Source organism: Nocardioides sp. GCM10027114, assembly GCF_042659625.1.
GTDB lineage: Bacteria > Actinomycetota > Actinomycetes > Propionibacteriales > Nocardioidaceae > Nocardioides.
In genome coordinates, this window is record NZ_JBHSSS010000002.1 from 214,261 (window position 1) to 240,845 (window position 26,585).

A 26,585-nucleotide genomic window follows, 5' to 3' on the forward strand; every position below is an offset into this window, starting at 1 on the left:
AGGGGCGGCATGGCCAGCAGTGACAAGACCGAGCGTCTGCTCAACCTGCTGATCATGCTGCTCGTCCAGCGCCACTGGGTCTCCAAGGAAAGGATCCGCACGATCCTCTACCCGGGGTCGGGGGACGACGCGTTCGAGAAGATGTTCGAGCGCGACAAGGACGACCTGCGCAGCCTCGGTATCCCGATCGAGGTGGGCCAGATGGACGCCTACTTCGACGACGAGCCCGGTTACCGGATCCGTCCGGGCGAGCTGCAGCTCCCCGACATCAGCCTCGAGGCCGACGAGGCCGCCGTCGTCGGCCTCGCGACGCGGGTCTGGGACAACGCCCGGCTGGCCGACGCCACGACGGAGGCGGTCCGCAAGCTGACGGCCTTCGGCGTCGACGTCGACGAGTCGGCGCTCGACCTGGTCCAGCCCCGGCTGACCGCCGAGGAGCCGTCGTTCGACGACTTCTGGGAGGCCACGCAGGAGCGCACGCCGGTCGAGTTCGACTACGCCCGGCCGGGCGACCAGCCGACCCCCCGTCACCTCCAGCCGTGGGGCGTCGTGCGCTACTCGGGCCGCTGGTACGTAGTTGGGCTCGACATCGATCGCCGTGCCGAGCGGGTGTTCCGCCTGTCGCGGGTCCAGGGCCGGCCGCGGCGTACCGGTGAGCCGCGGTCCTACGACGTGCCCGCCGGCGTGGACGTCCACGAGGTTGCCCGTCGGCTCGCACCGGCCGCGGTCGACGAGCCGGTGGTGCTGCTCGTGCGCGAGGGGACCTGCCCGCGGCTGCGCCGGGGCGCCGCCGGCGTCGAGCAGGATGTCGCCGGGCCCGACGCCCGGTCACGCTGGGACCGGCTCACCCTGGACCGGGGCGGGGTCGACCTCGCCGACGAGCTCCTGAGCCACGGGGCCGACCTGCTGGTCGAGGCCCCCGAGGTGCTGCGCAAGACGGTGGTCTCGCGGCTCGAGGCCGCGGTCGGGAAGGGGAAGCGGTGAGCGGCGCCAAGGACCAGGTCGCACGGCTGCTGCGGCTGGTGCCCTACCTGTACGCCCGCGGGTCGGTCCGGCTCGACGAGGCCGCCACGGACCTCGGCACCGCCCCCGCGCAGCTGCTGCGCGACCTCAAGGTGCTCTTCATGTGCGGCCTGCCGGGCGGCTACCCCGACGACCTGATCGACGTCGACCTCGACGCCCTCGAGGGCGAGGAGGGCGACGGGGTCATCCGGGTCTCCAACGCCGACTACCTCGCCCGGCCGCTGCAGCTCACCGCCACCGAGGCCACGGCGCTCATCGTGGCTTTGCGCGCGCTGCGCAACGGCGCCTCCGACACGACCCGCGAGGTCGTCGACCGCACCCTGGCCAAGCTGGAGGCGGCGGCGCAGGGCCGCGCGGAGCCGCGCGTCGACCCCGGCACCGACCCGGTGGCCGACGAGGCCGCCCGGTTCCTCCCGCTGCTCGAGCGCGCCACCTCCGAGGGCCGGCAGGTCGAGATCGCCTACTACGTGCCGGCGCGCGACGAGGAGTCCCGCCGGGTCGTCGACCCGCGCGGCGTGGTGCGTGCCCACGGCTTCTCCTACCTCGACGCCTACTGCCACCACGCCGAGGCGCCGAGACTGTTCCGGCTCGACCGGATCCAGGAGGCCACGGTCCTCGACACGCCGGTCCAGAGCGAGCCGGCCGCCCCGCGTGACCTCGCGGACGGGATCTTCCAGCGGTCGGCCGCGACCACGGTCGCCACCCTCCGGCTGGACCCCGAGGCGGCCTGGGTCGTCGAGTACTACGCGTTCGACGACGTGCGGCGCCGTCCCGACGGCACGCTGGAGGCCGACCTGATGGTCGCGGACCCGCGCTGGCTGCAGCGGCTGCTGCTCCGCCTGGCCCCGCACGCCCGGGTGGTCGCTCCCGCCGAGGTGTCCGACCTGTTCACCACCGAGGCGCGAGCCGCTCTGCGGCTGTACACCTGAGGCGGCGTAGGATGGACACCGACCGACAGCCGGATGTGAGGAAGTCATGATCCACTCGCTCGTCGCCATTCCCGGCGGCTGGGAACTCGTTCTCATCGTTCTCGTGATCCTGCTGCTGTTCGGCGCCAAGAAGCTCCCCGAGCTGGCCCGCGGCAGCGGTCGCGCCCTCCGGATCTTCAAGGCCGAGACCAAGGGGCTCGTCGACGACGACGATGACGAGCAGGACCAGGCGGACCGCCCCGCCCAGGGCCAGCTCGAGCCCCCGCGCACCCAGCCCCAGCCGCCCGTGAGCGACCCCTCCGAGCCCGTGGTCCGCGACCAGGGCGACAACCGGACCAGCTGAGCCTGGCCCCACCACGCGCGTGTCCGTCTCCGGCATTGTCGGCCTCTTCGCCGGCAAGCCCCATCACCCGGTGGGCCCGGACGGCCGGATGGCCCTCTCCGACCACCTCCGCGAGCTGCGCGGACGGGTCCTCAAGAGCGTCACGGTCATCCTGGTCGTCCTGATCGCGTCGCTGTTCTTCTTCGACCAGGTCTTCGAGCTGGTCCTGCGGCCCTACGAGGCCGCCGTCGAGCAGCTCCCCGACGACGTCGCCTCGCAGGCGACGGTCGCGGGCGCGGGCGGTCCGCTCATGCTCTACCTGAAGCTGTGCGGGCTGGTCTCGGTCGTGCTCACGAGCCCCTACTGGCTCTACCAGATCTGGGCGTTCATCCTGCCGGGCCTGCACGACAACGAGCGGCGTTGGACCCGCGTGTTCGCGGCCATCGCGGGACCGCTGTTCCTGGCCGGCGTCACCCTCGGCTACTACACGCTGCCCAAGGGTCTCGAGCTGCTCATCGGGCTGACCCCCGGCAGCCTCGTCAACCTCGTCGAGTTCGGTGACTACCTCACCTTCCTGATCCGGACCCTGCTGGTCTTCGGGATCGCCTTCGAGATCCCGGTGTTCGTGGTGCTGCTCAACCTCGCCGGCGTGCTGCGCGGCGAGTCGCTGGGGACCCACCGGCCCTGGGTGGTCATCGGCACCTTCGTGTTCGCGGCCATCGCGACGCCGTCGACCGACCCGTTCACGATGCTCTTCCTCGCGATCCCGATGGTCGCCCTCTTCGGCATCTCCGAGGTCATCGCCCGGTTCCTCGACCGCCGCCGCGACGCCCGCTCCGGCCTGACCGGCCTCTCCGACGACGAGATCTCGGCGCTGTGACCGCTCCTGACCCGCTGCCCGCCGTGGACCCCTTCGACCTGCCCGAGTGGCTGGGCGAGGGCGAGGTCACCTGGTCGGCCGAGACCGGCGTACGCCGTGGCCACCGGGTGCCCGGTGAGCTGGCCGGCGAGCGCGGCGACCGGCTGCCCTGCGACCTGCTGGCCGTCGACCACGCCCACCCGGCGCCCGTCGCCGACGACACCACCCGCACCGAGACCCACCTGGCGTGGCGGCACGGCCAGATCCTGCTGGTCGAGAGCGAGGGGCGGCTGACGCTCGCCGTGCCCGGCTCCGGATTCACCGCCGACCTCGTCCTCGACGCGGTGGGCCGGCTGGCCAAGGCGGTAGGCGCTCCGCCCGACCACTACGTGGCCCGGCTGCGCATCGCCGCGGACGGCCCGACGTGGGAGGGTTCGCCCCTCTGAGGTCAGGGCGGGCGGATAGGGTCGGCCCGTGGCCGGCAACTCGCGCGAGATCGCGCTGCTGACGAATCCCACGGCCGGCAAGGGGCGTGGTGCCCGTGCGCGGCTGGCGGCCCGTTCCCGCCTGCGGCAGGCGGGGTTCGTCGTCCGCGACCTGGTCGGCCGGGACGCCGACGAGGCGCTCGACCTCGCGCTCTCCTGCGTGGCCGACCGGGTCGAGGCCCTGGTCGTCGTCGGCGGCGACGGGATGGTGCACCTCGCGGTGCAGGCGCTCGCCCAGAGCGCCACCTCGCTGGGGATCATCCCGGCCGGCACCGGCAACGACGTGGCTCGCTACCTCGACATCCCGCGCAAGGACCCGCTCCGTGCCGCCGACCGCATCATCGCGTCGCGGCGACGCCGGATCGACCTCGCACGGAGCGGCTCGAAGTGGTTCGTCACCGTGCTCGCGGCCGGCTTCGACGCCGTGGTCAACGAGCGCGCCAACCGGATGACGTGGCCGCGCGGCCAGATGCGCTACAACCTCGCGACCGTCGCCGAGCTGCGGACGTTCGAGCCGCTGCCCTACACCCTCGAGCTCGACGGCGTCACCCACCGGCTCGACGCGATGCTCGTCGCCGTCGGCAACGGGCCGTCGTTCGGCGGTGGGCTCCGCATCACCGAGGGCGCGGTGCTCGACGACGGGCTCCTCGACGTCGTCGTGATCAAGCCGATGTCCAAGCCCGAGCTGGTGAGGACGTATCCCAAGCTGTTCACCGGACGCCACGTGACCCACCCGCAGTACGAGCACCACCGGGCCCGTAACGTCACAGTGGCGGCACCTGGCATCGTGGCGTACGCCGACGGGGAGCGCTTCGGCCCGCTGCCACTGACCATCGACTGCGTCCCTGGAGCCCTGAGCGTCCTTGCCTGAGACCGAAGACCTGACCCCGGCCGAGCGCTACGCGAGCTACCGGCGCGACCGCGACAACCCCGTGCTGCGTGACTTCGTCGCCCACTACGACTTCGAGCTCGACGAGTTCCAGGAGCATGCCTGCCGCGAGATCGAGGACGGCAAGGGCGTCCTGGTCGCGGCGCCGACCGGGTCGGGCAAGACCATCGTCGGCGAGTTCGCGATCCACCTCGCCCTCGCGACCGGCCGCAAGTGCTTCTACACGACCCCGATCAAGGCGCTGTCGAACCAGAAGTACCACGACCTCGTGCGCCGCTACGGCGAGGACCGGGTCGGCCTGCTGACCGGCGACAACACGATCAACGGCGAGGCGCCCGTCGTCGTGATGACGACCGAGGTGCTGCGCAACATGCTCTACGCCGGGTCGCGCACCCTGCTCGGGCTCGGCTTCGTCGTCATGGACGAGGTCCACTACCTCGCCGACCGCGACCGCGGAGCGGTCTGGGAGGAGATCATCATCCACCTCCCCGAGTCGGTGGCGCTGGTCTCGCTGTCGGCGACGGTGTCGAACGCCGAGGAGTTCGGCGAGTGGCTGGAGACCGTGCGGGGCGACACCGTCACGATCGTCGAGGAGCGGCGCCCGGTGCCGCTCTTCCAGCACGTCATGGTCGGCCGGCGGCTGCTCGACCTCTTCGCCAGCTCCGACGTCGACGCGTCCGCCGGGTTCGTCCGGGAGGGTGCCCCCGTCAACCACGAGCTGGTGCGGGTGGCGCGCGACGACTGGGCCAGCAGCCGGCTGATGCGCGACCGGCGTTCCCCCCGCAAGGGCAAGCCGGGGTCGTCCCGCAACCCCCGCAGCGTCGGCAACGGCCGCCGGGTGTGGCTGCCCAGCCGGGTCGACGTGCTCGACAAGCTCGACCGACAGGGGCTGCTCCCGGCGATCGTCTTCGTCTTCAGCCGGGTCGGCTGCGACGCCGCTGTGACGCAGTGCCTCGACGCGAACGTCCGGCTCACCACGCCCGAGGAGCGCGACGAGATCTACGAGTTCGTCGAGGAGAGCTGCCGCCACCTGCCCGACGAGGACCGTCACGTCCTCGGCTACCACGACTTCCTCGACGGCCTGACGCGCGGTGTCGCGGCCCACCACGCGGGCATGCTGCCGGTCTTCAAGGAGTGCGTCGAGCAGCTCTTCGTCCGGGGGCTGTGCAAGGCGGTGTTCGCCACCGAGACGCTCGCCCTCGGCATCAACATGCCGGCCCGCACGGTCGTCATCGAGAAGCTCACCAAGTGGAACGGCGAGACCCACGCCGACATCACCCCGGGGGAGTACACCCAGCTCACCGGGCGTGCCGGCCGCCGGGGCCTCGACGTCGAGGGCCACGCCGTCGTCCTGTGGCAACCGGGGATGGACCCGCGCGAGCTTGCCGGCCTCGCCTCGACCCGCACCTACCCGCTCCGCTCGTCGTTCCGGCCGTCGTACAACATGGCCGTCAACCTCGTGCACCAGTTCGGCCGCGAGCGCGCCCGGGAGCTGCTGGAGCAGTCCTTCGCGCAGTTCCAGGCCGACAAGGCGGTCGTCGGGCTCGCCCGGCAGCTGCGCAAGAGCGAGGAGGCCCTCGAGGGCTACCGCGACGCGGCGGCCTGCCACCTCGGCGACTTCATGGAGTACGCCGGTCTCCGGCGCCGCATCAGCGACGCGGAGAAGTCCGCCAGCAAGGCGCGCCGGGCGGACCGACGCGAGGAGGCGATGGCCTCGCTCGCGGCCCTCAAGCCGGGTGACGTGATCCAGGTGCCGACGGGGAAGTTCGCCGGCTACGCCGTCGTCATCGACCCGGGCTTCTCACCCGAGGGTCCCCGGCCTTACGTCGTCACCGCCGACCGGCAGGCGCGCCGACTGGCGATGATCGACTTCCCGGTGCCGGTGACCGCGCTGACGCGGCTGCGGGTGCCGCGCAACTTCAACGGGCGCAACCCGCAGATGCGTCGAGACCTCGCCTCCGCGCTGAAGGCGCGCACCCACAACCTGACCCCGCCGCCGCCCGGCCGCAGCGACCCCCGCCGCGGTGGTGGCAGCCGGCCGAACCGCCTCGACGACGAGATCGACCAGCTTCGTGCCGAGATGAAGGCGCACCCCTGCCACCAGTGCCCCGAGCGGGAGGACCACGCCCGCTGGGCGGAGCGGTGGTTCAAGCTGGACCGGGACGCCCGCACGCTGCGGCGTCGCGTCGAGCAGCGCACCAACACCGTGGCGCGGCAGTTCGACCGGGTCTGCGAGGTGCTGCAGGACCTCGAGTACCTCACCGGGGACGAGGTCACGGAGCGGGGCCGCCGGCTGATGCGGCTCTACTCCGACATGGACCTGCTCGCGGCCGAGTCGCTGCGCCACGGCGTCTGGGACGACCTCGACGCCTCCGGGCTGGCGGCGGCGATGTCGGTGCTGGTGTTCGAGGCGCGCCGCCCCGACGACTCCGTCTCGCCGCGGCTCCCGGGTGGCGCCGTCAACGAGGCGATCACCGCGATGGTCCACCTCTGGGCGGGCCTCGACGCCCTCGAGAAGGAGCACCGCCTCGACTTCCTGCGCGAACCGGACCTCGGCTTCGCGTGGGCGGCGTACCGCTGGGCCGAGGGCGACGACCTCGACTCGGTCCTCCACGTCACCGACCTCGCGGCCGGCGACTTCGTGCGCTGGATGAAGCAGCTGCTCGACCTGGCGGGGCAGGTGGCGGACGCCGCCGCCGGCACCCCGCTGCGCGAGACCGCTCGTGAGGTCGTGAAGCGGGTGCGCCGCGGGGTGGTCGCCTACTCCTCGCTCGAGGACTGAGCTCCCAAGGGGCTCAGGACCAGCTCACGACCGGGCGGCGCGGGCCACCGCGTCGTCGACGGGCAGCTCGCCGGAGACGAGATTCCACTGGTGGCCGACGGAGGCCGGCGCCCCGATCACGGCGGCGACCGCGGCGGCCACGTCCTGCCGCGGCACCTCGGCGCGCGCCACGTCGTCACCGAGCGCGACGTGCCCGCTGCCCGGCTCGTCCGTGAGCCGGCCCGGCCGGAGGATCGTCCAGTCGAGCCCGCTCTCCCGCAGGGCGGCGTCGGCGTCTCGCTTGGCCTCGACGTAGGCCCGCCAGACCGGCTGGGTGTCCTCGGGCAGCGGCTCGTCGACGCCGATCGCCGAGACCTGCACGAAGCGGCTGATCCCCGCGGCGCGGGCTCCCTCGATCGACTTCAGGGCCCCCTCGAGGTCGACGGTGCGCTTGCGCTCGATGTTCCCGTCCGGGCCGCCCCCGGCGGCGAAGACCACGGCGTCGCAGCCCTCGAACGCCGCGGCGAAGTCGTCGACGCCCGCCGCCTCGATGTCGAGCAGCCGGGCCTCCACCCCCTCCGCCTGCAGCGACGCCTGCTGCTCGAGCCGCCGCACCAGCGCGACCGGCGTGTGGCCGGCCTGGCGCAGCAGCGGGTGGAGGTGACGGGCCACCTGTCCGTGGCCCCCGACGACTGCAACGGTGCTCATGGGCGCCACGCTACGGGAGCGGTCAACTGGTCGGCGGGCCTTCCGGGTCAGCGGGGCTCGAGTCCGGCCAGGGTCTCGACGAGCCGCTGCCCGGAGCTCTCGAGCCGGAACTCCTCGGCCAGCGCGGCGAACATGTCGGGGTCGCGCGGGGCGCGGGGGAGGGCGCTGTCGGGGGCGCCGAGGTCGAGGTCGCGGGCGACCGCGACCACCTTGGGAGCGACGGCGAGGTAGTCGGCGGCGGCCCTGACCTTGCCGCGTGGGCCGGGGCCCATGTCCGACTCGGGGTCGTGCGCCGCCGCCACGATGCCGCCGATGTCGCCGAAGCGGCCCAGCAGCGTGGCCGCGGTCTTCTCGCCGACCCCCGGCACGCCGGGCAGACCGTCGGAGGCGTCGCCGCGCAGCGTCGCGAAGTCGGCGTACTGGTGTGGCTCGATGCCGTACTTGTCGCGCACCCAGTCGGCCGTGACGCGCTCGTGGCGCCCCACGCCGCGGGCGATGTAGAGCACGCGCACCTGCGCCTCGTCGTCGACGAGCTGGAAGAGGTCGCGGTCGCCGGTCACGACGTCGACCGGCTTGCCGGCACCGGTCGCGAGGGTCCCGATGACGTCGTCGGCCTCGTAGCCGTCGGCGCCGACCACGCTGATGCCGAGCGCGTCGAGCGCGGCGCGGATGACCGGGACCTGCACCTCGAGCGGGTCCGGCACCTCCTCGACGTCGGGGGTGCCGTCGGGGCGAGGCGCCTCCACGCGGTGGGCCTTGTACGACGGCAGCAGCTCGACACGCCAGCCCGGTCGCCAGTCGTTGTCCCAGCAGCAGACGAGGTGGCTCGGCTGGTACTCGCCGACGAGCCGCGAGATGAAGTCGAGCAGGCCCCGCACGGCGTTGACCGGCGTGCCGTTGGCCGCCTTGATCTCCGGGACGCCGTAGAAGGCCCGGAAGTAGAGCGAGGCGGTGTCGAGCAGCATCAGGCGGTCCGTCACGTCGCGCATCCTGTCACGCCGCCTGACGCTAGGCTGACGCGCGTGACTCAGTCCGAGGTCGAGGGCACCGACCGCCGCATCCTGGAGCTCCTCGCCGCCGACGGGCGGATGTCCTACACCGACCTCGGCAAGGCGACCGGGCTCTCCACCTCCGCGGTCCACCAGCGGGTCAAGCGGCTCGAGCAGCGCGGCCTGATCACCGGCTACGGCGCGACCGTCGACCACGCCCAGATGGGGCTGCCGCTGACGGCGTTCATCTCGATCCGGCCGATCGACCCCTCCCAGGCCGACGACTCCCCGGAGCGGCTGCGCGACATCAGCGAGATCGAGTCCTGCTGGTCGGTGGCGGGGGAGGAGTCCTACATCCTCAAGGTGCGGGTGGCCACCCCGCTCGACCTCGAGGACCTGCTCGCGCGCATCCGCGCCGCCGCCAACGTCGCCACCCGCACCACCATCGTGCTCTCGACGCCTTACGAGAACCGGCCGGTCTCGAGCGCGCCCGCTGACGCCTGACCCGGCGAGGGGCGCTGCGGCGGTAACCGCTCAGGGGAGTCGTCGTTGGGCGGATGTGCGCCCACGAATCGTCGCCGCGCTGGTCGCGGCCGTCCTGCTCGCCACCGGCGTCCTGACCGGCTCCACGCTGCCCGGCGCGCCGTCGGTGACCGCCTCGGCGGCGGCCGACGATCGGCTGCGGGTCGGGGTGGGGCGTGCCGACCTCACCCCGCCCACCGGCTACTTCACGATGGGCAACGTCCGGTCCGACGCGCGAGCGACGGGCCAGCACACGCGGCTGCAGGCGCGCGCCGTGGTCCTCGAGCGGGGTGGGGAGAAGGTCGCTCTGGTGGTCGCCGACCTGTGCTGCGTCGCCGGCGGCCTGCTCACCGAGGCCGCCCGGATGCTCGAGGGCCACGGGATCGACGAGACCCGGATGGTGGTGGCCGCGACCCACACCCACAGCGCGCCGGGGCAGTACTTCCCGTTCGCGGCGTACGACGTGACCTTCCCGAACGTGCCGACCGCGACGCAGTTCAGCGTCCAGCCGGACCCCCAGCTGTACGGCTTCCTGGCGCGGCGGATCGCCGAGGCCGTGGCCCGCGCCGACGACGACCTCGGGCCGGGGGCTGCCGCCTGGGGCCGGACGCAGATCCCGGTCGGGCTGACCGAGAACCGCTCGATCGAGGCCCACCTGGCCAACTACGGCATCGAGCGGGACCTGGCAGAGGGCTCCGCCGCGGAGAGCCCCCGCGGCGCCGGCAGCACCATCGACCCCGACGTCGACGTGCTGCGCGTCGACAAGTGGCTCGACGGGCGGCTCGTGCCGGTGGGCATGTGGTCGACGTTCGCCAACCACGGCACGGTTGTGCTGGGCTCTCGTGCCCACAGCTACAACGGCGACCACTCCGGCGCCGCCATGCTCGCCAGCGAGCAGGCGCTGCGCGAGCTGGGCGACGTCCCGCCGGGCCAGGAGGTCGTCTCGGCCTTTTCCAACGGCGCCGAGGGTGACACGTCCTCCGCGCTGCACCGCTCGGGGCCGGCGGCGGCCGAGTACGTCGGTCGCGTGGAGGCGGCCGCGATCCTGCGGGCGTGGCGCAGCGCCGGGTCGCGGCTGACCACGACGCCGGAGCTCGACGTGCGCTGGACCCGGTTCTGCTTCTGCGGGCAGTCGGTGGGTGGTGGGCGTGTCGACGACAAGGCCGTGCCCGGGCTGCCGCTGCTGACCGGCTCCGACGAGCACCGCGGCCAGCTGCACGAGAACAGCGGCGCCGTCTTCGAGGGCCACCGGCTCCCGGCGGGCGCCGGACCGCAGGGCAACAAGATCCAGCTCGAGCCGCAGGGCGTCCCGATCCCGGTCGGCGCGCCGCTGGCCGTGGTCCGCGTGGGCGACGGCGTCGTCGTGTCGAACCCCGGCGAGGTCACCGTCGAGGTGGGCCGCCGGATCGAGGAGGCGGTCGCGACCGCCCTGGCCGGGAGCGGCGTGGACACGGTCGCGATCTCGGGGCTCGCCAACGAGTACCAAGGCTACTTCACCACGCCGGAGGAGTACGCCTGGCAGGCCTACGAGGGCGGCCAGACCAACTTCGGCACCCACAGCTCGGTGCTGCTGGTGCAGGAGACCGCCCGCCTCGCCCGAACCCTGGCCTCGGGCGAGCCCGCGCCCCCGGCGTACCCCTTCGACCCGACGAACGGGATGGAGCCCGACCACACGCCGTTCCCCGAAGGTGCGGCCGCGGGCGCGCCGGTGTCGCAGCCGGGTGCCACCCGCCGCCTGGACCGCGCGTCGTTCAAGTGGCGCGGCGGGCCGCGCGGGACGGACCGGCCGCTGGACGGTGCGTTCGTGACCGTGGAGCGCCGGACGCCGGGCGGATGGGAGCCCGTCGCCGACGACCTCGGCACCCGGATCGCCTGGTCGGTCGAAGGCGACGAGCAGGTGCCGCTCGGGCCGCGCTACGTCGTCGAGGCGCGGGAGGGCACCTACACCGCCGCCTGGGAGGTGCCACTCGACGCGCCGGCGGGGCGCCACCGCTTCGTGGTGACCGCCAACCGGTACGAGCTGGCCTCAGAGCCGTTCCGTGTCGGCACCGGCCGCATCCTCGCCGCGACGCCGGTCCGCGCCGGCGAGGGTCGGGCCGCGTTCGTGCTGTCCTACCCGGAGGCCGAGCCCTACACGGACCTGACGTGGCGGCCGCAGGTCGCGACCGGCGGCCCTGCAGTCCGCGTCCGGGTCGACGGCCGCCGGGTCACCGTCGCTCCACACTCAGCGGGTGTCTACGTCCTGGCCGCACCCGAGGGCGCCCGGGTGGTGGTCCCGCGCGGCACCGTCGGTGACCCGTACGGCAACACCACCTCCCGGCGTACCCGGTTCGTCGCCGGCTCCGCCATCGCCTCGCAACCCACCGAGCAGTACCCCCTCCTCTCGCCGTGGTGACGGGGGCGTAGTGATCCCCGGATATCCGGGGATCACCTCGCTTCTCGGCCACTGAAGCGCCCGAGAAGCGACGGAAGTGACTGAGCGGTGTGCCTGTCGTGGCCAATGTTGCGCGCCAGATTGCGACCACAGTCCTACCGAGCTGACGGTCAGTCCACAGACGTCGTCATCGAGCGACCGCACGGCCGCCGAAGCCAGCAGGTTGACGCGCATGAGTGAACTGTTGTGCATCGATGTCGTTGGTTCTGTGTTCCTACGCGGTGAAGCGTTGGCGGCCGGCTACTCCGAGCGAGAGATCCAGAGGTTGAGCAGCGACGGGACGTGGCATCGAGTACGCCGTGGTGCCTACGTCGCCGGCGAGATGTGGAGGCGGAGCGATGAGGCTGCCCAGCATGCCCTCCGAGCACGGGCGGTCATCAAGCAGGCTCGGACGGAAGTCGTCCTCTCCCATGTCTCGGCGCTCCCCGAGTACGGCGCGCCGCTGTGGGGGCTGCGCACCGATGTCGTGCATGTGACCCGCACCGATCGGCGTGGGGGTCGGCGGGAGGCGGGGGTGCACCAGCACCTCGGTGTCATCGTGCCGGAGCACGTCACAGAGCGCCGCGGGGTCCTCGTCACCGATGCCACCAGGACCGCCATAGACATCACCACGGTGGCTGGCCCAGAGCCGAGCCTCTGCGTGGTCAACCACCTTCTCCACGAGGGCCTGACCACAATGGAACAGATCGCCGAGCGCTACTCGGACATGGTTCACAACCCGCACACGCTGCGGACCGATCTGGTGATGCGGCTCGCGCAGCCAGCGGTCGAGTCGGTGGCGGAGAGCCGGACCTATTTCCTGTGCTGGCGGCACGGGATCCCGGCTCCCGTGCCGCAGTACGTCGTACGCGACGAGTCGGGCCGCGAGGTGGCGAGGCTCGACTTCGCCTGGCCCGAGCTCGGGGTGTGGCTGGAGTTCGACGGCAAGTCGAAGTACTCCCAGCACCTTCGGCCGGGGGAGACCCCCGCTGACGCGGTCTTCCGCGAGAAGCAGCGGGAGGACCTCGTCCGCGAGCTCACGGGCTGGAGGTGCATCCGGATCACCTGGGCCGACCTCGAGCGCGCCGAGCGGACTGCCACCCGCATCAAGGCAGCGCTCCGGATCGGCTGACGCACCAGGCGTCACGTCAGACACAGTGCCCCAGCACTCGCCCCGCTTCTCGGGCAGTTCAGTGGCCGAGAAGCGGGGCGATCCCCGGATATCCGGGGATCGCTACACGCCGCGCCGCAGCCTCAGTGGGCCTGCAGGGCCGCCATCCGCCGGGAGGCCTCAGCCACCTCGGCGGCCTTGAGGGCCGACTCGTCGAGGTTGCCGTGCTCGGCCCACCACGCCTGGCCCTCGGCGGGGAGGGTGTGGATCGGGTCGTAGTACTCGTAGGTGCGGTGCAGCGCCTCGGGGTCCTCGGCCTCGATGGAGGTGCGGTAGTTCTTCGTCCAGTAGGAGATGCCGCGGACCTCGTCGTAGTCGGCGAGCTGGTGCACCCAGCGCTTGCCGACGAACGGCACGTCGCAGACGATGCGCGGCGTCGCGAAGCCGGGCAGGTAGCCCATGATGTGGTGCTGCAGCCGCTGGGCGTCGGCGACCGAGACCCGCCAGTGCTCCGAGAACGGGATCATGTCGCACATGTAGAAGTAGTAGGGCATGACCTGGGCACCGTCGAGGAGCCGGAAGCACAGGTCGAGCAGCGCCTGCGGGTCGGCGTTGACGCCGTTGAGGAGCACGCCCTGGTTGCGCACGTCGCGCAGGCCGGCGTCGAGCATCGCCTTCGAGGCCTCGGCCACGACCGGAGTGATGGAGTTCGCGTGGTTGGCGTGGGTGTGCATCGCGAGCGAGACGCCGCGCGACCGCGCGATCGAGGCGACCCTGCCGACGCCCTCGACGACGTCGGGCTGCAGCCAGTGCTGGGGGAGGCCGATGAGCGCCTTGGTGGCGAGCCGGATGTCGCGGATGTTCTCGATCTCCAGCAGCTGGGTCAGGAACGCCTCGAGCCGAGGCCACGGCATGTTGGCCACGTCGCCGCCGGAGACCACGACGTCGCGCACCGACGGCGTACGACGCAGGTAGTCGAGCATGTCGCCGAGCCGGTCGTTGGGCTTGCCGGCGAACTTCAGCTTGTCGATGACCGGGGTCGAGTTGCCGACGAGGTCCATGCGGGTGCAGTGGCCGCAGTACTGCGGGCAGGTCGGCAGCAGCTCGGCGAGCACCTTGGTGGGGTAGCGGTGGGTGAGCCCCTCGGCCACCCACATGTCGTGCTCGTGGAGCGAGTCGCGGGTGGCGTGGGGGTGCGACGCCCAGTCGGTACGGCGGTCGGAGAAGACCGGGATCATGTAGTGGCGGACCGGGTCGGCGTAGAACGCCTCGGTCAGCGAGCCGGGCCCGGCGGGTGTGGCGCCCGGCACCATGGTGTTCATCATCTGCGGCGGGACGAGCATCGACATGGTGGCACGCTCGGCCTGGTCGCGCTCCAGGTCGGCGTAGAAGCACTCGTCGAGCAGGTCGCCCATGAGCTCGCGCAGCTGCTTGATGTTCTTGATGCAGTGCGCCCGCTGCCACTGCACCGAGGCCCAGTCCGCGGCGGTGACGTCCTTCCAGCCCGGGAACCGGGTCCAGTCCGGCTCGACGAGCTCCACCCGCTGATAGGGGTAGGGCTGGCCGGTCTCCAGACCGATCGCGGTCTCGATGCTCATGCAGTCTCCCGGGGTCTCGGGCCCGTCGTGCGGGCGTGGTCGCGGGCGGCGCGTCAGTTGTGTGGCGCACGTCTCCTCTGCCAGAGTACGAGGAGAACGTGCGGCACGTCCAATGACTCGCCGTAGGATTTCCTGCCCCGACCCCAATCACACCGGAGGACCGACGGCGATGGCCGCCCCCGACAGCGATCCCACCGGCCTGCACCGGGTGCTCGACGACCCGGCCGTGCTGCCCCAGGCCGCGCAGCGGCTCGACACCCGGCGCGAGCTGTGGCCCGACGAGGTCCGCATCCGCGTGGAGCGCCTCAACCTCGATGCCGCCTCGTTCCGCCAGCTCGAGCGCAAGCACGCCGGCGACGGCGCCGCGGTCCGCGTCGAGGTGCTCGACATCGTGGCCTCGCGCGGCAAGATGCAGAACCCCGAGACCGGCTCCGGCGGCATGCTGATCGGCACCGTCGAGGAGGTGGGGGAGCGCTCGCCGCTCGGCCTACGGGTCGGCGACCGCGTGGCCACGCTCGTCTCGCTCACCCTCACCCCGCTCGTCATCGAGGACGGGCTCGCCCACTGGGACGGCCGCTCCGAGCAGGTGCCCTGCGACGGGTACGCCGTGCTGTTCGGCCGCTCGATCGCCGCGGTGCTGCCCGACGACCTGCCCGCGGACCTCGCGCTCGCCGTGATGGACGTGTGCGGCGCTCCGGCCCTGACCAGCCGCGTCGTCAGCGGGTACGACGCCCCGACCGTCGCCGTGGTCGGCGGGGCCGGCAAGTCCGGCAGCCTGAGCCTGGCCGCCGCCCGTGCCGCCGGCGCCGCCCGCACGATCGGAGTGGTGCCCCACCAGGCGGAGGCCGACCTGCTGCAGGCTGCGGACCTCGCCGACGCGGTGGCCGTGGCCGACGCCCGCGACCCGATCGCGCTCCGTGACGCTGTCGCCGCGGCCGGCGGACCGGCCGACGTGACGGTCGTCTGCGTGGACGTGCCCGGGTGCGAGGGCGGCGCGATCCTCGCCACCGCCGACCGCGGCACTGTCATCTTCTTCTCGATGGCCACGTCGTTCTCCGCCGCCGCGCTCGGCGCAGAGGGCCTCGCCGCCGACGTCACCATGCTCGTCGGCAACGGCTACGTCCCCGGCCACGCCGAGGTCGCGCTCGACCTGCTGCGGAGCAACCCCGGCGTGCGCAAGCTGTTCGAGTCCCGCCTGGAGGGAGAGCGATGAGCCCCGCCCGCACCAGTCCCCGCACCGTCGGCAAGCTCGAGCTCGACCCGGCCAACGTCAAGCGCGCCCGGCAGCTTGCCGGCAAGGTCGGCCGGCCGATCGTCCAGGTCGCCAAGAAGCACACCACCGTCTCGGTGGAGCGGGCGACGCTCCGCCTCGCCGGGCTCGGCGGCGCCGACCCCGAGGGCACGCCCTGGGTCAACCGGCTCGCCGACGTGGTCCGCGCCGACGTCGGCCTCGAGAACGGCGTAGCGCTGCCCGTGTGGGACGCGCTCGTCCGGGGCGAGGCCGACGACCTCGCCACCCTCGCCCAGAAGGCCTCCGCCGGCTCGATCCGGTTCCGGGTCCCCGAGGGCCGCGACGCCACCCGCGCTCGGTCGGCCGCCCGCAAGAGCGTCGGCGCCGGCGTACGCCGGATCGACGCGCGGCGCCGCGAGCGTGAGCGGATGATCGCGAAGGTCGGCGACGCGCCCGCCAAGCCGTGGATCTACCTGATCGTGGCCACCGGTGACATCCACGAGGACATCCCGCAGGCCCAGGCCGCCGCCCGGGAGGGGGCCGACGTCATCGCGGTCATCCGCTCGACCGGCCAGTCGCTGCTGGACTTCGTGCCCGAGGGCGCCACCCGCGAGGGCTTCGCCGGCACCTACGCGACGCAGGAGAACTTCCGGCTGATGCGGGCGGCGCTCGACGAGACCAGCCGCGAGCTGGGCCGCTACGTCCGGCTCACCAACTACGCCTCGGGGCTGTGCATGCCCGAGATCGCGGCGCTGGCCGGCCTCGAGCGGCTCGACATGATGCTCAACGACTCGATGTACGGCATCCTCTTCCGCGACATCAACCCGATCCGCACCTTCGTCGACCAGCGTTTCAGCCGGCAGGTCCACGCCCGCGCCGGGATCATCATCAACACCGGCGAGGACAACTACCTCACCACCGCCGACGCGGTCGAGGCGGCGCACACGGTCACCACGAGCCAGCTCCTCAACGAGTACTTCGCCAAGGAGGCCGGCCTCGAGGACTGGCAGCTCGGCCTGGGCCACGCCTTCGAGATCGACCCGGACGTGCCGGACTCGTTCCGGCTCGAGCTGGCCCACGCCATGCTGGCCCGCGACCTCTTCCCGAAGGCGCCGCTGAAGTGGATGCCGCCCACACGCCACATGACCGGCGACGTCTTCCGCGGCTACCTCCTCGACGGCTTCTTCAACCTCGTCGGCGCGCTGACCGGCCAGGGGATCCTGCTCGTCGGCATGATGACCGAGGCCGTCGTGACGCCGTGGCTCTCCGACCGCGACCTCGCGCTGCAGAACGTCCGCTACGTGATGAACGCCGCCGGCAACCTCCACGAGGACTTCCGGCCCGCTCCGGACGGCTTCATCGAGCGGCGCGCCCGCCAGGTGCTGGGGGAGACGATCGACCTGCTCGAGCAGATCGTCGACCACGAGAACGGCCTCCTCGACGCGATCGCCGACGGCACCTTCGGCCTGATGAAGCGGCCTGCCGACGGCGGTCGCGGCCTCGACGGCGTGGCCCGCAAGTCCCGCGACTACTACAACCCTGCGACCGAGATCCTCGAGGAGCCTGGCGCCACGAAGGGAGCCCGATGAGCGGCCACATCGTTCGCCCGTACGGCGACACCACGGGCGACGGCATGGTGCAGCTGAGCTTCACGCTCCCCCTGTCATCAGTGGGCGCGCACTCCAAGGTGGCCGAGGGCGCCGCCGCCCAGCTGGCCAACAAGATGGGCATGGACCCGGCACTGGTCGTCCACAGCAAGCCGATGGGTCCGGACTTCACCTTCTTCGTGGTGTACGGCCGGGTGAACCACCTCGTCGACACCAGCAAGGTCGAGGTCGTCGAGCGCGACTACCCGCTGCTGACGCCCAAGGAGGTCAACGGTGTCGTCAAGCGGCTGCTGCGGCGCCGCATGGTGGTCGTCGGCGGCTGCATCGGCACCGATGCCCACACCGTGGGCATCGACGCGATCCTCAACATCAAGGGGTTCGCGGGGGAGAAGGGCCTGGAGTACTACCGCGAGCTCAAGGTGGTGAACCTCGGCGCCCAGGTCTCGGTGCCGCAGCTCGTCGACCGGGCGCTGGCGGAGAAGGCCGACGCCGTCCTGGTGTCGCAGGTCGTCACGCAGCGCGACGCGCACCTGCTCAACACCCGCGAGATGTCCGCCGCCTTCCGGGAGGCGTGCCCGCCCGACAAGCGGCCGCTCCTGGTCGTGGGCGGTCCCCGCTTCGACGAGACCATGGCCGACGAGCTCGGCGTCGACCGCGTGTTCTCGCGCGGCACCACCCCGGGCGAGGTGGCCAGCTTCCTCGTCCACCGGGTCCAGCAGCGGATCGAGCGGAAGAGGGCCAGCTGATGACGGGAACAACCCAGGGGACCACCCAGGGGGCGGCCGTCGGCCGCCGCGTCGTGCACCGGCGCTACGTCCCCTACTCCCACGCCCACTACGCCGGAAACCTCGTCGACGGCGCCTACAGCCTCGGCCTGTTCGGCGACGTGGCCACCGAGATGTGCATCCTCACCGACGGCGACGAGGGACTGTTCGCGTCGTACTCCGACGTGCAGTTCCGCGCTCCGGTCCGTGCCGGCGACGTGCTGGAGGTCGCCTGCGAGATCACCCGTGTCGGCAGCCGGTCCCGCACCCTCGACTTCACGGTGCACGTCGTCGCCCGCGGTGCAGCGACCGAGGAGGCTCCGGGAGCGGCCCGGATGCTCGACGAGCCGCTGCTGGCCACCTCGGCGACCGGCACCGTCGTCGTGCCCGACCCGTCCCGCAGCTCGTCAAGCGGCCCGTCCACGGACGGCTGACCGGACCGGACCACCGACGCCGGGCGAGCAACATTTTGCTTTGGAGGTTCGCCGCGGGAACCCGGCGCTGACCTGCAAGAACGCGCATCTGCGCAGGTGGGCGGGGTGTTGACAGTGACCCCGCTCACGTTTCAAGGTCTCCCTTGTCCGTCCGTGCAGATCGTGGCCGGCGGACCGACGTCCGAGTGGCTGTGTCGGGCGGTGGGGCGCCACCACCCACCCGACATTGTTCGCGGAGGTCGGTCCCGCCACCACGAGGGCGGATACGGAAGGGGCCCTGGTTCCCTAGACAACAGCCCGGGCCCGGCAGCCAGTCGGACTCTGGTTGGACCGAAGGATCGGGGGCCCTTCCGTTGCCTGCACGCTGCGGCCCTGATCGCGCCTTGGATACCGTTGCCAGCGTGACCCCCCGCATCCTCGGCGCGCTGCTCGGCGGCGTCGCGTTGTCCCTGGCGTTCGCGCCGGTCGGCGCGGAGTGGGTCATCCCGTTCGCCGTCGCCGCCTTCTTCCTCGCCTGTCACGGCCTGCCGGCGCGCCGCGCGTGGCTGCCCGGCCTGGTGTTCGGCGTCGGCTTCTGCTTCGTCCACATGTTCTGGATGCGGGTCGTCGGCTGGGATGCCTGGGCGCTGCTCAGCGGGCTCGAGGCGAGCTTCTACGGTCTGCTCGGCGCCGTCGTCGGCCGCGTCGGCCGGCTGCGCGCCTGGCCCGTGTACGGCGCCGCCGGCTGGGTGGCCGTCGAGGTGCTGCGCGGCGGCTGGCCGTTCAGCGGCATGCCGTGGGGCCGGCTCTCGTACGCGACCGCCGACACCCCGTGGGAGCGGGCGCTGCCGTACGTCGGCCAGTCCGGCGTCAGCCTGGCGCTCGCGATGCTCGGCGCGGCCCTCGCCTGGGCTGTCCTCGTCGCCCGCCGCTCGGGCGTCACCGGCGTCGGCGGCGGGCTCGTGCCGGCCGGGACGCTCGCCGTCGTGGCGCTCCCGGGGCTGCTGCCCGCGCTGGCGCCGTACGACGTGACGCTGACGGGCGAGGAGCGCACCGTCGCGGTGGTGCAGGGCGACGTCCCCGGCAACGGCGACGACATCCTGCTCGACCACCGCCAGGTGACCCGCAACCACGTCGAGGCCACCACCGAGCTCGCCGACCGGGTGGCCAGCGGCGAGGCCCCCGCTCCTGACTTCGTGCTGTGGCCGGAGAACAGCACCGCGGTCGATCCCTTCGCGGACGGCGACATCAACGCCTCGATCGACGCGGCCGCGTCGGCGATCGGCGTGCCGATCCTCGTCGGGGCGATGGTCGACGCCGGCTCCGAGCACGTCCTCAACCAGGGCATCGTGTGGGACCCGCAGACCGGGGGAGGGGACCGGTACACCAAGCACAACCCCGTCCCGTTCGGCGAGTACATCCCGTGGCGCAGCGTCTTCCGCGACAACTTCGGGCGGCTCGCGCTTATCCCGCGCGACATGGTCAAGGGCACCCGCGTCGAGCCGCTGCAGGTGGCGGGCACCGCCGTCGGCGACGCGATCTGCTTCGACGTGGCCTACGACGCCGGCATCCACGACCAGCTCCGTGCCGGCGCGGAGCTGCTGGTCGTGCAGACCTCGAACGCGATGTTCATCCACACCGCGCAGATCGAGCAGCAGTACGAGATCACCCGGCTGCGCGCCATCGAGACCGGCCGGTACGTGCTGGTCGCCGCGACGAACGGCGTCTCCGGGGTGATCGCGCCCGACGGCAGCGTGGTCGCCGAGGCCGACCCGCGCACCCGCGCCGTGCTGGTCGAGCAGGTCGGGCTTTCCGACGAGCTGACGCCGGCGGTACGGATCGGGCCCTGGCTCGGCCGGCTGTGCGCCGCGCTCGTCGGCGTTGCCCTGCTGGCGACCCTCTTCCCGTATGTTCGGCGCCGGGCGGTCGGGGGGACTGCCGAGAACGCCGTCGGTACGGCGGCCGGCGGGGATCCCGTGTCGCCGGCCCGGACCCCCGCCGAGACGCGCATGGAGACGAGGACCCGATGACCACCGACAGCCACCGCTCCGAGCCGCTGGGCCGGGTGGTGATGGTGATCCCCACCTACAACGAGGCCGAGAACCTCGAGTGGATCGTCGGCCGCCTCCGCGCGGCCGTGCCGCACGTGGACGTGCTGGTCGTCGATGACGGCTCGCCCGACGGCACCGGTGCCATCGCCGACCGCCTGGCTGCCGCCGACCCGCAGGTGCGGGTCGTGCACCGGACCGAGAAGGTCGGCCTGGGCGCGGCGTACCTCCACGGGTTCGCGGTCGCGCTCGAGGCGGGCTACGACGTCGTGGGGGAGATGGATGCCGACGGGTCCCACCAGCCCGAGCAGCTGCCCGCCCTGCTGGCGGCGCTCGCCGACGCCGACCTGGTCGTGGGGTCGCGCTGGGTCCCGGGCGGCTCCATCGTCAACTGGCCCCGACGCCGGGAGGCGCTGTCGCGCGGCGGCAACCTCTACGTGCGGCTGCTGCTCGGCATCGACGTCCGCGACGCCACGTCGGGCTACCGGCTCTTCCGTCGGCACACCCTCGAGAAGATCGAGCTCGCCACGGTCCGGTCCGCCGGATACGTCTTCCAGACCGACCTGGTCACCCGCACGCTGCAGGCCGGCCTGACGGTCCGTGAGGTGCCGATCGAGTTCGTCGAGCGGGTCCGGGGCGACTCCAAGATGAGCGGCTCGGTGGCGCTCGAGTCGCTGCGCCGGATCACCGCCTGGGGGCTCCGGGAGCGCCGCCGCCAGCTCCGTCGCCGTTGGGGGCGGGGCCGATGAGGACGCGCGGCCTGCTGCGGGTCCTGCTGGTCGCCCTGTTCGTCGGGGTGCCGCTCGCCGAGGTGTACGTCCTGGTGCAGGTCGGCCAGGTGATCGGCGCGTGGTGGACGATCCTGCTGCTCATCCTCTTCAGCGTCCTCGGCGCCTGGCTCGTACGCCGCGAGGGCAGCCGGGCCTGGCGGGAGCTGACCGCGGCGCTGCAGGCGGGCCGGATGCCTGCCCGCGAGCTCGCCGACGGCGTGCTCGTGCTGATCGGCGGCACGCTGCTGCTCACGCCGGGCTTCCTCACCGACGCGGTGGGGGCGCTGCTGGTGCTGCCCCTGACGCGCCCCGTGGCGCGCAGGATGCTCACCCGGGTGCTGAGCCGGCGGTTGCAGGTCTTCCCCGGTGGCCTGCCCACGGACGCACGACGCCCCGGACCTGGATCCGGGGGATCCGTGGTCCGGGGCGAGGTCGTCGACGAGCCGGAGCGGCCCGACGAGCCCACGACGGGCTGAGGGTCAGCTGACCTTCTTCTTCTTGCCGGCGCCGCGGTGCAGGTGCGCCGGGCCGATCTCGCCTCCGCGCAGCAGCTCGAGGCGCTCCTTCAGGATGTCCTCGAGCTCCTTCTCGGACCGCCGCTCGAGCAGCATGTCCCAGTGGGTGCGCGCAGGCTTCTCGTTCTTGGCCTCCGGCTGGATGCCGGCGACGCTCAGCGCCTCGCTCCCGCAACGCTGGCACTCCCAGGTCGCGGGGATGTCGGCCTCGACCGACATCGTGATCTCGAACTCGTGACCCTGAGGGCAGCGGTAACCCACCTGCTGCCGTGCGGCGAACTCGATGCCGCGCTCGTCCTCGAAGCTCTGACCGCCGAGCCGGGCTCCACGAAGTGTGCGCTCCGCCATGAGCCACCTCCCAAATGACTGTTGTTCTTCCCCCGATGTGACACAGGTGAGACGTGCTGGACCGGGAAGTCCCGGCCTTGGGGTGCTCCTGGGGAACATACCCAGCCCCTTGACGCTCAATCACATCAACGGTAGTGGGCACGGCAGGATTCCGGAAATCCCCCGAAGAGGCGCACGTCACCCCTCTGGACGGGCCACGCCGACCGGCTCAGATGACGGCGGGCATCTCGTTCCCGGCCTCGCGAATGCCGCGGGCCGTGTCGACCCGCAGCAGGAGCAGGCCACCGATCACGAAGAAGACCACGAGGGCGAAGATCGCCGGGCGGTAGGAGTCGGTGAGGGTGAACACGATGCCGAACAGCAGCGCGCCGAACCACGAGGTCCCGCGCTCCATCGCGTGGTAGAAGCTGAAGTACTCCGCCTCCTTGCCCTTCGGGATGAAGAGCGAGAAGTACGAGCGGGCCAGCGCCTGGGTGCCGCCGAGGACGATGCCGATGCCGAACCCGAGGGCGAGGAACGGGAGCACCTCCTTCGACGGGAGCACCAGTGCCACCGTGACGATGACGCTCCAGATGACCAGACCGCCGAGGATGGTCCGCTTGGCGCCGAACCGCGCGGCGAGCCGGCCGAAGAGCAGGGCGCCGCCGAAGGCGACGAACTGCACCATCAGGATCGTGATGATGAGGATGTCCTGGCTGAAGCCGAGCTCCTCGGAGCCGTAGACCGAGGACTGGCTGATCACGGTCTGGATGCCGTCGTTGAAGAACAGGTAGGCGACGAGGAACGTCAGCGCGGTGGGGTAGTTGCGCAGCTCCTTCAGGGTCACCCACAGCTGGCCGAAGCTCTGCCGGACGGCGTTGCCGGGCACCCGCTCCACGTCGGCCGGCGGGTGGTTGCGCAGCCGCACGAACGGGATCACCGTGAACGCCGCCCACCAGACGGCGGCCGAGAGCATGCTCCAGCGCGCCGCCTCGCCCTGCTCCATGCCGAACGGCAGCAGCGTCACGAGGGCGAGGTTGGCGGCGAGCAGCAGTCCGCCGCCGAGGTAGCCCCACGCCCAGCCGCGCGAGGAGACCCGGTCGCGCTCCTCCTCGGTGGAGATGAGCGGCAGGATCGAGTCGTTCACGACGGTGGACGCGCCCAGGCACAGGTTGGCGCCGACGAGCGCCACCGCCCCGAGCTCCCAGTTGTCGCCCCGGGTGAGGAACAGCAGCGACGCGAACAGCGAGCCGGTCCAGGCGAAGCCGGCCAGCCACTGCTTCTTGTGCTCGGTGCGGTCCATGTAGGCGCCCAGCGGCGGCAGCACCAGCGCGGAGAAGATCGTCGAGAAGGTCACGAGGAACGCCGGCAGCGCCCCCGGGTTGACCGACAGCCCCAGCAGGCTCACCCGGTCGTCCACGGCGGCCTCGCGGGCGATGGCGATCAGGTAGGGCCCGACGAGGACGGTGCTGATGGTGGTGACGTAGGCGCTGTTGGCCCAGTCGTACCAGTACCAGGCCTTCTGCTCGCGGGCGCGGTCGAGCGGCGTGAGGCCGGCGACGCCGGTCGAGGTCATGCGTGCTCCCTCCACTGCCCGCGCTGCACGAGCACCGCCTTGAGTATGTCGGTCCGGTCCGTCATCACGCCGTCGACACCACGGTCGAGCAGGGCGTGCATCTCCTCGGCGGTGTCGATCGTCCACACGTGGACGTGCTTGCCGGCCGCGTGCGCCCGGCGCAGCAGGCCGTCGGTGACGAGCGTCAGGCCGCGCCGCCGCGGGGGGAGCTGGAGCGCCGCCACGCGGCCGCCCGTGAGCCGGTCGGCGAGCCGGCCGCTCGGGCAGAACCGCCACACCGCCACCTCGACCGGGTGGGCCGAGGTGGCGACCCGGCCGGCCGTGAGTCGCCGGAAGTCGCGCAGCCGGCGGGGTGAGAACGAGCCCACCAGCACCCGGTCCCACGCCTCCCGCCGGGCGACGAAGTCGGCGAGCAGCGCCACCGCCGCGTCCGCCTTGAGATCGATGTTGAAGCGGGCGTCGGGGAACTCGTCGAAGAGCTGCGCCAGGGTGGGCACCCGCTCGCGGCCTCCCACCAGGGCCAGGGCCACCTGCGCCGCCGTCATGCCCGCGATCTCGCCGCGGTGGTCGCTGACCCGGTCGAGCACGGCGTCGTGGAAGGCCAGCAGCACCCCGTCACTGGTCGCGTGGACGTCGGTCTCGAGGTAGTCGTAGCCGAGCTCGGCGGCGTGCCGGAAGGCCGCCAGCGTGTTCTCCAGGCCCTCGACGTCGGGGTGGTAGGCGCCGCCGCGGTGCGCGAAAGCGAGGACGGCGCCCGGGTGGTCCAGCACCGTGTCGAGGTAGGCGATCCCGGTGGCTGGAGACGTCACGCGAGCAGTATCCACCGACACCCCCGTAGCGGCGGTCGGCGGCGCGGCCACCGGAGCGGTACGGTCGAGCCATGGAACCCATGACGTGTCCCCGCTGCGGTGCCGAGATGGTGAGCAGGGCCCTCGGAGCCGCGGAGGTCCACCAGTGCCCCGAAGGTCACGGCGTGTTCCTGGAGCGGGCCGACCTCGGCTCCCTGATCGAGTCCGAGACCGACTGGCACCAGACCTCGAGCCAGCACACCGCGCCCATGCCGAGGATCACCCCCGACATGCAGGCGCCGCCGACGTCGCGCAAGCCCGCCCGGGCCTGGGTGGAGACGCTGTTCTCCTGACTCAGATGTCCCGGAAGGTCTCGATGCTCGCGCCGAGGGTGTTGAGGCGCTCTGCCAGGTCCTCGTAGCCGCGGTGGATGACGTATGTCGTCCGCAGCACCGAGGTGCCCTTCGAGGCCAGCATCGCCAGCAGGATCACGACCGCCGGCCGCAGTGCCGGCGGGCAGATCACCTCTGCACCCGACCAGTGGGTCGGGCCCTCGATCATCACCCGGTGCGGGTCGAGCAGCTTGACCTGGGCGCCGAGCTTGGTGAGCTCGGTGAGGTAGATCGCGCGGTTCTCGTACACCCAGTCGTGCAGCAGCGTCTGCCCCTCGGCCACCGCGCCGATGACCGCGAAGAACGGCAGGTTGTCGATGTTGAGGCCCGGGAAGGGCATCGGGTGCACCTTGTCGAGGGGGGCGTGCAGCTCGCTCGGCATCGTGGTCAGGTCGACGAGGCGGGTGCGGCCGTTGCGGGCGACGTACTCCTCGGAGCGGGTGTACTCGAAGCCCATCTCCTCCAGCAGCGCGAGCTCGATCTCGAGGAACTCGATCGGCACCCGCTTGATGGTGATCGACGACGAGGTGACGATGGCCGCCGCGAGCAGCGACATCGCCTCGATCGGGTCCTCGCTCGGGGCGTAGTCGACGTCGACGTCGATCGCGGCCCTGCCGGTGACGGTCAGCGTGGTGGTGCCGATGCCCTCGACCTCGACCCCGAGCTTCTGCAGGAAGAAGCAGAGGTCCTGGACCATGTAGTTGGACGAGGCGTTTCTGATGACGGTCGTGCCCGGGTGGAGGGCGGCCGCCATGAGGGCGTTCTCGGTGACCGTGTCGCCGCGCTCGGTGAGCACGATCGGCCGGCCGGGGGTGATCGCCCGGTTGACGTTGGCGTGGTAGCTGCCCTCGGTCGCCTTGACCTCGAGGCCGAAGGGCCGCAGCGCCGACATGTGCGGCTCGACGGTGCGGGTGCCGAGGTTGCAGCCGCCGGCGTAGGGCAGCTCGAACGAGTCGGAGCGGTGCAGCAGCGGGCCGAGGAACATGATGACCGAGCGGGTGCGCCGGGCGGCGGCCTCGTCGATGTTGTCGAGGCGGAGCTCGGCCGGCGGCACGATCTCGAGGTCGTTGTCCGCGTTGAGCCAGCGGGTCTCGACGCCGAGGGAGTTGAGCACCTCGAGGAGGCGGTTTACCTCCTCGATGCGGGCGACCTTGCGCAGCGTCGTGCGCCCGCGGTTGAGCAGCGAGGCGCACAGCAGCGCGACACCGGCGTTCTTGGAGGTCTTGACGTCGATCGAGCCCGACAGCGTGGTGGGGCCCGTCACGCGCAGGTGGGTGGGTCCGCCGCCGAGCGCGACGAACTCCGAGTCCAGCGCCTCGCCGATGCGGGCGAGCATCTCCAGCGAGAGGTTCTGGTGGCCCTTCTCGATGCGGTTGATCGCGCTCTGGCTCGTCGAGAGCAGCTCGGCGAGCTGCTGCTGCGTGAGACCGCGGTGCTTGCGCGCGTCGCGGATGAGGTTCCCGATCCGGCCCTTGTAGTCCTCGGTCATGCGCAGCAAGGTATCTCAGATATGAGATAGCGCAACATCGGCGCACCGGGTCCCGG

General features: G+C 72.1%; 25 protein-coding genes. 18 read left to right on the forward strand and 7 right to left on the reverse strand.

Annotated features, from left to right (window positions below; translation table 11 throughout):
- Window positions 1-9 precede the first annotated feature (9 nt).
- From ACFP2E_RS01580 to ACFP2E_RS01610, 7 genes are all read left to right on the forward strand, one after another.
- Window positions 10-984, forward strand: coding sequence for a helix-turn-helix transcriptional regulator (locus tag ACFP2E_RS01580; protein ID WP_378521870.1), 975 nt, complete (start codon window positions 10-12; stop codon window positions 982-984).
- The gene (locus ACFP2E_RS01585) at window positions 981-1,952 is read left to right on the forward strand and encodes a helix-turn-helix transcriptional regulator (protein ID WP_378521871.1); all 972 of its coding nucleotides are present in this window, start codon (window positions 981-983) and stop codon (window positions 1,950-1,952) included. Before ACFP2E_RS01580 ends, ACFP2E_RS01585 begins: the two co-directional genes overlap by 4 nt.
- Window positions 1,953-1,998: 46 nt before the next feature.
- Complete coding sequence (gene tatA / locus ACFP2E_RS01590; RefSeq protein WP_378521872.1) at window positions 1,999-2,295, forward strand: Sec-independent protein translocase subunit TatA; 297 nt, start codon at window positions 1,999-2,001, stop codon at window positions 2,293-2,295.
- Window positions 2,296-2,383: 88 nt separating this feature from the next.
- Window positions 2,384-3,154, forward strand: a complete 771-nt coding sequence (gene tatC, locus ACFP2E_RS01595) for a twin-arginine translocase subunit TatC (protein WP_378539249.1) — start codon at window positions 2,384-2,386, stop codon at window positions 3,152-3,154.
- The gene (locus ACFP2E_RS01600; protein WP_378521874.1) at window positions 3,151-3,579 is read left to right on the forward strand and encodes a hypothetical protein; all 429 of its coding nucleotides are present in this window, start codon (window positions 3,151-3,153) and stop codon (window positions 3,577-3,579) included. Before tatC ends, ACFP2E_RS01600 begins: the two co-directional genes overlap by 4 nt.
- Before the next feature lie 28 nt (window positions 3,580-3,607).
- A complete protein-coding gene (locus ACFP2E_RS01605; protein ID WP_378521875.1) occupies window positions 3,608-4,489 on the forward strand; it encodes a diacylglycerol kinase in 882 nt (293 codons plus the stop codon).
- Window positions 4,482-7,289, forward strand: coding sequence for a DEAD/DEAH box helicase (locus ACFP2E_RS01610; RefSeq protein WP_378521876.1), 2,808 nt, complete (start codon window positions 4,482-4,484; stop codon window positions 7,287-7,289). Before ACFP2E_RS01605 ends, ACFP2E_RS01610 begins: the two co-directional genes overlap by 8 nt.
- Before the next feature lie 24 nt (window positions 7,290-7,313).
- Here ACFP2E_RS01610 and ACFP2E_RS01615 read toward each other — a convergent pair whose 3' ends face one another.
- Together ACFP2E_RS01615 and ACFP2E_RS01620 are read right to left on the reverse strand one after the other, a co-directional pair.
- Window positions 7,314-7,976 carry an SDR family oxidoreductase gene (locus tag ACFP2E_RS01615; RefSeq protein WP_378521877.1) on the reverse strand — a complete coding sequence of 221 codons (663 nt, stop codon included), beginning with the start codon at window positions 7,974-7,976 and terminating at the stop codon, window positions 7,314-7,316.
- A 47-nt stretch (window positions 7,977-8,023) separates the two neighbouring features.
- Window positions 8,024-8,956: a 5'-3' exonuclease H3TH domain-containing protein gene (locus ACFP2E_RS01620; protein WP_378521878.1), complete on the reverse strand. Its 933-nt coding sequence runs from the start codon at window positions 8,954-8,956 to the stop codon at window positions 8,024-8,026.
- A gap of 42 nt (window positions 8,957-8,998) precedes the next feature.
- Between ACFP2E_RS01620 and ACFP2E_RS01625 the strand changes: the two genes are divergently transcribed.
- The 3 genes from ACFP2E_RS01625 to ACFP2E_RS01635 all read left to right on the forward strand — a co-directional run bounded on the left by ACFP2E_RS01625 (window position 8,999) and on the right by ACFP2E_RS01635 (window position 13,032).
- Complete coding sequence (locus ACFP2E_RS01625; RefSeq protein ID WP_378521879.1) at window positions 8,999-9,469, forward strand: Lrp/AsnC family transcriptional regulator; 471 nt, start codon at window positions 8,999-9,001, stop codon at window positions 9,467-9,469.
- A gap of 55 nt (window positions 9,470-9,524) precedes the next feature.
- Entirely contained in the window at window positions 9,525-11,882 is a 2,358-nt protein-coding gene (locus ACFP2E_RS01630) for a neutral/alkaline non-lysosomal ceramidase N-terminal domain-containing protein (RefSeq protein WP_378521880.1), read from the forward strand.
- Between the two features lie 211 nt (window positions 11,883-12,093).
- Window positions 12,094-13,032 carry a hypothetical protein gene (locus ACFP2E_RS01635; RefSeq protein WP_378521881.1) on the forward strand — a complete coding sequence of 313 codons (939 nt, stop codon included), beginning with the start codon at window positions 12,094-12,096 and terminating at the stop codon, window positions 13,030-13,032.
- Between the two features lie 122 nt (window positions 13,033-13,154).
- On the opposite strand, the gene ACFP2E_RS01640 is transcribed toward ACFP2E_RS01635, so the two are convergent.
- Complete coding sequence (locus ACFP2E_RS01640; RefSeq protein WP_378521882.1) at window positions 13,155-14,609, reverse strand: KamA family radical SAM protein; 1,455 nt, start codon at window positions 14,607-14,609, stop codon at window positions 13,155-13,157.
- A gap of 169 nt (window positions 14,610-14,778) precedes the next feature.
- Here ACFP2E_RS01640 and ACFP2E_RS01645 point away from each other — a divergent pair, with 169 nt between their 5' ends.
- From ACFP2E_RS01645 to ACFP2E_RS01675, 7 genes are all read left to right on the forward strand, one after another.
- Complete coding sequence (locus tag ACFP2E_RS01645; protein ID WP_378521883.1) at window positions 14,779-15,822, forward strand: L-erythro-3,5-diaminohexanoate dehydrogenase; 1,044 nt, start codon at window positions 14,779-14,781, stop codon at window positions 15,820-15,822.
- Window positions 15,819-17,429, forward strand: coding sequence for a lysine 5,6-aminomutase subunit alpha (locus ACFP2E_RS01650; protein ID WP_378521884.1), 1,611 nt, complete (start codon window positions 15,819-15,821; stop codon window positions 17,427-17,429). Before ACFP2E_RS01645 ends, ACFP2E_RS01650 begins: the two co-directional genes overlap by 4 nt.
- On the forward strand, window positions 17,426-18,193 hold the full coding sequence (locus ACFP2E_RS01655) for an OAM dimerization domain-containing protein (protein WP_378521885.1): 768 nt from the start codon (window positions 17,426-17,428) through the stop codon (window positions 18,191-18,193). The genes ACFP2E_RS01650 and ACFP2E_RS01655 overlap by 4 nt, the downstream gene beginning before the upstream one ends.
- On the forward strand, window positions 18,193-18,645 hold the full coding sequence (locus tag ACFP2E_RS01660) for a hotdog domain-containing protein (protein ID WP_378521886.1): 453 nt from the start codon (window positions 18,193-18,195) through the stop codon (window positions 18,643-18,645). The genes ACFP2E_RS01655 and ACFP2E_RS01660 overlap by 1 nt, the downstream gene beginning before the upstream one ends.
- Before the next feature lie 401 nt (window positions 18,646-19,046).
- Window positions 19,047-20,654, forward strand: coding sequence for an apolipoprotein N-acyltransferase (lnt, locus tag ACFP2E_RS01665; RefSeq protein WP_378521887.1), 1,608 nt, complete (start codon window positions 19,047-19,049; stop codon window positions 20,652-20,654).
- Complete coding sequence (locus ACFP2E_RS01670) at window positions 20,651-21,421, forward strand: polyprenol monophosphomannose synthase (RefSeq protein WP_378521888.1); 771 nt, start codon at window positions 20,651-20,653, stop codon at window positions 21,419-21,421. Before lnt ends, ACFP2E_RS01670 begins: the two co-directional genes overlap by 4 nt.
- Complete coding sequence (locus tag ACFP2E_RS01675; RefSeq protein ID WP_378521889.1) at window positions 21,418-21,918, forward strand: FxsA family protein; 501 nt, start codon at window positions 21,418-21,420, stop codon at window positions 21,916-21,918. Before ACFP2E_RS01670 ends, ACFP2E_RS01675 begins: the two co-directional genes overlap by 4 nt.
- A 3-nt stretch (window positions 21,919-21,921) precedes the next feature.
- Here ACFP2E_RS01675 and ACFP2E_RS01680 read toward each other — a convergent pair whose 3' ends face one another.
- The 3 genes from ACFP2E_RS01680 to ACFP2E_RS01690 form a co-directional block, all read right to left on the reverse strand.
- A complete protein-coding gene (locus ACFP2E_RS01680; protein WP_378521890.1) occupies window positions 21,922-22,305 on the reverse strand; it encodes an RNA polymerase-binding protein RbpA in 384 nt (127 codons plus the stop codon).
- 208 nt (window positions 22,306-22,513) lie between these two features.
- Window positions 22,514-23,860: an MFS transporter gene (locus ACFP2E_RS01685; protein WP_378521891.1), complete on the reverse strand. Its 1,347-nt coding sequence runs from the start codon at window positions 23,858-23,860 to the stop codon at window positions 22,514-22,516.
- The gene (locus tag ACFP2E_RS01690) at window positions 23,857-24,669 is read right to left on the reverse strand and encodes a glycerophosphodiester phosphodiesterase (protein ID WP_378521892.1); all 813 of its coding nucleotides are present in this window, start codon (window positions 24,667-24,669) and stop codon (window positions 23,857-23,859) included. The genes ACFP2E_RS01685 and ACFP2E_RS01690 overlap by 4 nt, the downstream gene beginning before the upstream one ends.
- A 71-nt stretch (window positions 24,670-24,740) precedes the next feature.
- Here ACFP2E_RS01690 and ACFP2E_RS01695 point away from each other — a divergent pair, with 71 nt between their 5' ends.
- Window positions 24,741-25,001: a zf-TFIIB domain-containing protein gene (locus ACFP2E_RS01695; protein WP_378521893.1), complete on the forward strand. Its 261-nt coding sequence runs from the start codon at window positions 24,741-24,743 to the stop codon at window positions 24,999-25,001.
- A 1-nt stretch (window position 25,002) separates the two neighbouring features.
- On the opposite strand, the gene ACFP2E_RS01700 is transcribed toward ACFP2E_RS01695, so the two are convergent.
- Window positions 25,003-26,529, reverse strand: a complete 1,527-nt coding sequence (locus tag ACFP2E_RS01700) for a helix-turn-helix domain-containing protein (RefSeq protein WP_378521894.1) — start codon at window positions 26,527-26,529, stop codon at window positions 25,003-25,005.
- Window positions 26,530-26,585: the final 56 nt, after the last annotated feature.